Genomic DNA, 7,603 nt, shown 5'->3' with positions numbered 1-7,603 from the left:
ACGCGACGGAATTGCACTGTATTCATGAAGGTAGTCAAAATAAAATGGGTCATTTTGCTAGTGATCAGCTACAGCCTAGCCTTGGCTGCTCTCGCGCCGCTACAGTGGTTATTGCCATTGGCCGGGCCGAGGTTGGCCAGTTTGGGTGTGACGCTGGAAGAGCCCGACGGCACCTTATGGCAAGGTGAAGCACTGGTCCGCTTAAAATCCTACGGTTATGCCAAAGTCGACTGGGATGTTCAGTTGCTTGGTCTGTTGTCCCTTAAATTGCCGGTCCAGATCAGTGTGCAAAATGCGCAAATGGCGGTAACGGGTCGACTACTGGTCAAGCCCGCCGGCTTGGCGATCGAGAATCTAACCGGCTACCTCGATGACACCCTGTTTGCCCCCATTTACAGCGCCTATAAGGCAAGCCTTTCCGGTCGGTTGCAGTTGGACTCAGTCTCTGCCGAGGTTGGTTGGGGCAAACAATTGGGTGCCTTGCATGGCTCCCTGACCTGGTCTGGGGGGCCGGTCGGCATACCCATGGGTCGCACCGTGCAGAATTATCAGGTGCCGACGCTGTTTGGGCAGTTGGCCTCAAACGATCAGGGCTGGACCCTCAGGGTGCAGGGCGAGCGGCAACAAGATTATATAAATATAGCGTTGACGCCGGCCGGTCTGGCAACCCTGACTGTGCAGCGCACCTTAGCCGAGGATATGGCGATTCGGGTGCCCGGCAATGGCACGACCCTGTTCGATATTTCCCAGCAGGTGTTTTAATGGATATTAAAGCCCAACTCATTAATGTCTGGCGCCCGGTGCAGGGTTGGTTGGTGGCGCTGCTGGTCATCGCCTGCGGCGTCGGCTTGGCGAAAATCACTTGGTTAGCGGTGCTGCCCGTTGCACCGCTGGTGGCGCCCAAAGTGGTCCCGGCGGTTCAGGATGGCACGGGTCAAGGTCAAGACTGGCTGGAGATCAGTCGCTCCATCGGCAGCCGGGAATTTTTTGGCGCGTTCGCTGCTGCCGCCCAAGCAGTCGAAAAACAGGCTGTCGAAGTACCGGAAACAAAACTCAACTTAACCCTTCAGGGTGTGATGGCGCGTGGGGATGGCCAAGGCTTTGCCGTGATCGGCGAAGGCCGCGGAGCGGGGAAGGTGTTCGCGGTGGGAGAAGATCTGTTCGGCCAGGCTGTGTTGGCCGAAGTGTTTGGTGATCGGATCGTTCTCGATCGTCGCGGCCAGTTGGAAATTCTCCGATACGAAAAGGTCGCCACCGAGGCTATATTGGAATCGGTTAATCCCAATGCGAATAACGCACCTGCACCCGCCGCATCCTTCCGTGAAGCCCTGTCCCAAGCCAATGCCGATGTGGCCAATGGCGCCGACCTGCAAGCCCAGGTGCAAGGCATGGTCGAATATGTGAATCGACGCGCCAATGAAGACCCAGAAGGGTTTGTGGCTGAAATGGGTCTGGAACCCTCTGCCGAGGGTTATCAGGTGACCCGGCAGGCTCGGCAACTGCAAATGGTGGGGTTGCGGCCAGGAGATATTGTGACCTCGGTAAACGATATGCCCGTTGGCAATATCCAAAATGACCAAGTTTTACTCAATCAGGTATTGCAGACCGGCGGTGAAATAAAAATTCAAATTCGTCGTGGTTCCCGTGCTTTTACTATCTATCAAACCATTCCGACATATTAAAAGGTAAAGAACATGGCTCTGTTCGCTCAGGTTAGATTGGCTTTGGTAGTCTGCTGCCTTTGTTCGGCATCATTGGTATTTGCCGCCACCGAGCAAAAATACACGCTGAATATGCAGGATGCTGAAATAAAGGAAGTGATCGACCTGGTCGCTAAGGTGACCGGCAAGACCTTTATTATCGACCCGCGCGTTCGGGGCAAGGTGACGGTGGTCTCCGAACGGGAAATGACCCAATCACAGATCTATGAAACCTTCTTGGCAACGCTGGAAGTCTACGGTTTCTCCGCCGTGGTGGCGGGCGATGTGGTGAAAATTATCGGCCAGTCGGATATTAAATCCGCCGGTATCGACGTTGAAACCACGGGTGGACGGGTCGGTGAAGACATTATCACACGAGTATTCCCCATTCAAAACGCGTCGGCCATGGAACTGGTGCCCATATTGCGGCCCATGGTAGCCAAATATGGCCATCTGGCGGGTGTGCCGTCTGCCAATGTGCTGATCGTCGCGGATCGGGCCACCAATATTGAGCGTTTGTCAGAAATCATCGACCTGCTCGATAAGGCCGGCAGCGAAGAAATAGAGGTGGTCAATCTCAAGCATGCTTGGGTTGGTGGCATGATTACCCTGTTAGAACGGATCTCACCCGCGGCCGTGGTGGCTGGTAATCAGGGCGCTCGCTCCAGTTCCGGTTCTAACCGAGGCGTTTTGCTGGTCGGTGATGAGCGCAGCAACCGAATTATTATCAAGGGTGAATCCGACTCTCGAGCACAGATTGTTGAACTGATCCAAAAGCTCGACACCCCCTCTGAAGAGAACACCTCTTACAAGGTGATTTTCCTCAATAACGCCGATGCTAAGAAAATGGCTGAAATCCTTAAAGGTATCGCCGCTCCGGGTGGCGCGCAGGGCGGTCAGGGTGAGCCGCCGAGCCAGCCGGTATCGATTCTTGCCGATGAAGATCAAAATGCCCTAATTGTGCGTGCCGAACCGTCTGAGCTGAGCGAGCTTGAAGCTATTATCGCCCAGCTCGATGTGACCCGCGATCAGGTGCTGATCGAAGCCGCCATTGTCGAGGTGACCGGCAGCAACGGCGATGCCTTGGGTGTGCAATGGGCGACCAACCCGGAGCGGGTAGTCGATGGCCTGCCGTTTGCCTCATCCAGTTCGAGCATCGCCGGTGCATCCCTGGGGCAGCTGGCGACGGGTGTCGGTACGGCGGTAACCACCGCCGGTTCGGCACTGGGTGCCATCAGCCAGGTGCCAACGGGTGGTTTCCTAGCTTTGGCGGATCCCTTTGGCAGCACCGCCAACTTTGGTCTGATCATCCAAGCCTTGGAATCGGAAAGTAACACCAATCTATTGTCGACGCCCAGTGTGATGACGCTCGACAACAGCGAAGCCTTTATCACGGTCGGTAGCTCGGTGCCCTTTAAGACCGGCGGCAGCGGCACAACGGATAACCCCTTTACTATCAATCGGCAAGATGTCGGCACCACCCTGTCGGTGATTCCGCACGTGCAACAGAATGGTGCCATTCGCTTGGAAGTCGATCAGACTGTTGAATCCCTTATTGGTGAGAATACCGCTGGTGCCGTCGACCTGGTGACCAGCAAACGTCAGGTGAAAACCGAGGTTCTGGTCAATGATGGCGCGACCATTGTCTTGGGTGGCCTTATTTCAGACCGAATCACAGAATTTGAAAGCCGGGTGCCAATACTGGGCCATTTGCCGATTATCGGGAATCTGTTCAAGTCTAAATCGACCAAGAAAGAGAAAACCAATCTGTTGATTATATTGCGGCCAACGATTATTCGCGATCAGTCCAGCGCGCTAATCCAACGGCGTATGAATGGCATCTGGGAATTGCGCATCGAAACCTTAGGCGGTGGTCTGGGTCTGATTCAACCCAGTATCGATGAGGTTTTCGACGGCACCTATATAGACGGATCCCAGATCCAGCCGGCCGATGCTCTGATCGAATAGGGCGCAACAGTCTTGATCCAATAGGGCCCGATTGCACCTGCGACGGGCCTTTTTTATGCGCACGGACACCCAGGAAGGCTCAGTACCTCAGTATCAGGCAGGCTGCGTTGGAATTGGCGTAATTTCATTCTGCGGCAAGCGTGATATTCTATTTGCCTCGTTTAAGTGAATCGACCCTATGAGTCTTAGCCCGGAATTGCAGTATCGTTTGGCGCAAGCCGACGCCCTAATTTTCGATATGGACGGCACCCTAGTCGATACCATGCCCTTGCATTATATCGCCTGGCAGCAGGTCGCCGAGCACTATCGGCTGCCTTTTTCCAAACCCCGGTTTTACCAGCTCGGCGGCGTGCCCACATTTGAAACACTGCAGATTTTATCCGCCGAAGCGGGCCTAGAGATCGATCTGCAGGCCGCGAAAGCGATGAAAGAGGGGCTTTCTCGAGCGTTGATGCCCAAGGCGACGCCGATCGCAGAAACTCTGGCCATCGTGCAACAGTTTTTCGGCACCAAGCCGCTGGCCATCGCGACCGGCAGCAGTCGGGCTGGAGCACAGATGTTGCTCGGGCAACTGGAGCTAGCGCATTACTTTGATGCGCTGGTCACGGCCGATGATGTGGCCCGTCATAAGCCGGCACCGGATGTCTTCTTAGCGGCGGCCCAGCGCCTGAATGTGGCGCCGGAACGCTGTGTCGCCTTTGAGGATACCGATATCGGCATTGAGGCTATTTTGAGCGCTGGAATGAGCGCCGTGGATGTGCGCGATTTAATCAAGTGATGGCCGACGGACGGGGACGAGGGTCTCTCAGTCGCGCGGTTTTATACTGGGAGCCCGCTCGTGCGGGCCGTTGAAGTTTTTCTTAGCATGCTGACTAAGCGCAATACCAGAGCGCAATGGAGTTTTCAACTATGACCGTTATACCCGATACCTTACGTTTAAATGTGCGCATGCTCGGTGAGTTGCTCGGTGACACCTTGCTGGAGAACCACGGGCCCCAACTGTTCCGCAAGGTTGAAGAGATCCGCAACCTGGGTAAGCAGGTAAATAAAGCCGATGATGCCGACGCCCAACCCCTGATCAATGTGATGGCGGCGCTGGAAGACAAGGATATCTTGCCGATCGCGCGCGCGTTTAACCAGTTCCTGAATTTGGCCAATATTGCCGAGCAACAGTTTTTCTCCAGTGCCGAGTCCGATAAACGGGATATTCTGGAAGAGACCTTAGCCCAAATTGCCGAAAAACACGGCAAGGCAGAGGTCGCTAAGGTACTAAACGAGCTCAATATAGAACTGGTGTTGACCGCCCATCCCACCGAGATCACCCGCCGTACCCTGATTCGCAAATATGAGAACGTCTCCAACGCATTGCGCGATTTATCGCGCACCGACCTGTTTCGCTATGAAATCGACCAAATCAAGGAGCGTTTGCGCTCGACCATCGATGAAGTCTGGTATACCGATGAGGTGCGCGATGAGCGGCCCTCGGCGGTCGACGAAGCGAAATGGGGTTTTGCGGTGATTGAGAATTCCTTGTGGAGCGCGGTGCCCGATTTTCTCCGTGAACTCGATGCGGTGGCCCGCCGCACAACGGGCCAGAGTTTGGCCAAAGACATCTGCCCCTTTCATTTCTATTCCTGGATGGGTGGTGATCGCGACGGCAATCCCAATGTGACCCATGCAGTGACCAAAGAGGTGATCCTCCTGGGCCGCTGGATGGCCGCAGATCTATATCTGCGTGATATCAACCAACTGGCCGCGCGCCTGAGTATGGATGTGGCCGATGAGGACTTTCGTGCAACCTATGGGCAGGGCTCTAAGACGCCTTATCGGGTCTGTATGCACCAGATACGCGATCGCCTCATGGCGACCCTGCGCTGGACCGAAGCGCAGCTGAACGACACCGGCATCAATAAAGAGATTCCGATCCAGTCCAAAGCCGAACTGCTCGAGCCCTTGAGTGCCTGTTACGACGCCCTGACCAAGGTGGGCCTGCATCGGGTCGCAGATGGTGAACTGCTCGACACCATTCGTCGAGTCCAGTGTTTTGGCATAAATCTGGTGCCGCTAGACGTGCGTCAGGACAGTGAACGGCACGTCAAAGCGTTGCATGAAATCGTTGCGCATGTCGGTTTGGGCGACTACGAAGCCTGGGACGAAGTGCAGCGTCAGGCCTTTCTCTATGAGCAGCTGAATAACAAACGCCCGTTGGTACCGCGCCATTGGCAACCTAGTGCCGACACCTTAGAGGTCTTGAACACCTGTACCGTGGTGGCCAATGAGCCGGCGGAAACGCTCTCGCATTACATCATTTCGATGGCCCAACAGCCGTCCGATGTCTTAGCCGTGGCGCTGTTACTGCGTGAAAGCGGGGTCACCTGGAATGTGCCCATCGTGCCGCTGTTCGAGACGCTCGCCGATCTCGATCGCGCCCCTCGGGTCATGGAAGCGCTCTGGTCGAACCCCTGGTATACCCAATACAGTGGCGCCAAGCAGACGGTGATGATTGGCTATTCGGATTCGGCCAAGGATGCCGGCAAAATAACCGCCACCTGGGCCCAATACAAGGCCCAGGAAACGCTGGTCGAATTGTCGAATAAACGCAATATCTCGATGATGTTGTTTCACGGTCGCGGCGGCACGGTCGGTCGTGGCGGCGGTCCGGTTGAAAAGGCCATGGCGTCGCAGCCGCCGGGCTCGGTGCCGGGTAAGATCCGAGTAACCGAACAGGGCGAGATGATCCGCTATAAGTTTGGCCTGCCGCGCGTGGCGATCCGCAGTTTGGCCATCTATGTGGCCGCGACCATGCGCGCGACCATGGAGCCCAACCCAGCCCCAAAACAGGCTTGGCGCGATCTGATTGAACAGATGTCGGATCAGAGTCTGCAGCACTACCGTCAGGTGGTGCGCGAAGATCCCCGTTTTGTGCCGTATTTCCGCTCGCTTACCCCCGAGCAGGAATTGGGCAAGCTGGCCCTAGGCAGTCGACCGGCCAAACGCAAGGCCGGCGGAGGCATTGAGAGCCTGCGCGCGATTCCATGGGTGTTTGCCTGGATGCAAGTTCGGCTTAATTTGCCAGCCTGGTTAGGCGCCCCGCAGGCGCTGCAACATGCCCTCGAGCAGGAACCGGAGACGCTGGCCGAGATGATCCGCGATTGGCCGTTTTTCACCGCCTATTTGGATCTATTGGAAATGGTCGTGGGTAAGGCCGATGGCTCGATCGCGGCCTATTACGAGCAGCAGCTGGTGGCGCCGGAATACCACAGCTTGGGCACCCAATTGCGCGCCGACCTAAAGCGCTGTGAGCTCTTGCTTAACCAGCTCAAGGGTCAAACGCGGCTGCTGGAGTCGGATCCGTTGTTGGCGCAGTCGATCCACGTGCGCAGTCCGTACACCGATCCACTCAACTATCTGCAGGCCGAACTGCTCAAGCGGGAGCGTAAAGCCGGGGAAATCGATCCAATCCTGGAACAGGCGCTTAAGGTGACCATGGCGGGTATCTCCGCCGGGATGCGCAATACCGGCTAGTCGTTGGGTTTAGAGGCAGTGCTGGCGCGGCTGAGTTAGTATTGGCCGGGCGAGAGCGGTTCGCGCCATACCGAGTATATGGTTTTCAGCACCTACCTAAGCCCTTCATAAGTTGTATCTAAGGGGGGGCAAAGGTAAAGTACGCCAGCCTAAAATAAGTTGGTGGCACTTTTGCTTGTAAATTAAGCAGTTTACAAGCTGCGGCCGCCAAAACGTAATTGAAAGAGGAGTACGTAGTTAATGCGTATTATTTTGCTCGGGGCACCTGGTGCTGGTAAAGGTACACAAGCTCAATTTATTTGTGAGAAGTATTCAATTCCACAGATATCGACCGGTGACATGTTACGTGCAGCAGTAAAAGCAGGTACACCTCTTGGGGTTCAGGCCAAAACCATTATGGATCAGGGCGG

Annotated in this window: 6 protein-coding genes; all 6 read left to right on the top strand. The window is 55.6% G+C overall.

Annotation, left to right across the window (positions count from 1 at the left end):
• Positions 1–762 (top strand): type II secretion system protein N (gene gspN, locus AC4FIC_RS14730; RefSeq protein ID WP_490359433.1); only part of this gene is annotated, 762 nt, incomplete at its 5' end.
• Positions 762–1,682: a type II secretion system protein N gene (locus tag AC4FIC_RS14725; RefSeq protein WP_476194930.1), complete on the top strand. Its 921-nt coding sequence runs from the start codon at positions 762–764 to the stop codon at positions 1,680–1,682. The genes gspN and AC4FIC_RS14725, both read left to right, overlap by 1 nt.
• A gap of 12 nt (positions 1,683–1,694) precedes the next feature.
• A complete protein-coding gene (gspD, locus tag AC4FIC_RS14720) occupies positions 1,695–3,668 on the top strand; it encodes a type II secretion system secretin GspD (RefSeq protein ID WP_476194457.1) in 1,974 nt (657 codons plus the stop codon).
• A 178-nt stretch (positions 3,669–3,846) separates the two neighbouring features.
• A complete protein-coding gene (locus tag AC4FIC_RS14715; RefSeq protein ID WP_273283757.1) occupies positions 3,847–4,446 on the top strand; it encodes a beta-phosphoglucomutase family hydrolase in 600 nt (199 codons plus the stop codon).
• Between the two features lie 131 nt (positions 4,447–4,577).
• Positions 4,578–7,193 carry a phosphoenolpyruvate carboxylase gene (ppc, locus tag AC4FIC_RS14710; RefSeq protein ID WP_476194931.1) on the top strand — a complete coding sequence of 872 codons (2,616 nt, stop codon included), beginning with the start codon at positions 4,578–4,580 and terminating at the stop codon, positions 7,191–7,193.
• A gap of 240 nt (positions 7,194–7,433) precedes the next feature.
• On the top strand, positions 7,434–7,603 hold a 170-nt coding region (locus AC4FIC_RS14705), incomplete at its 3' end, for a nucleoside monophosphate kinase (protein WP_488093707.1).

Source organism: Reinekea sp. (assembly GCF_982785585.1).
The sequence above is the reverse complement of the archived record's forward strand: the minus strand, read 5'-3'. Positions and strand labels throughout refer to the sequence as shown.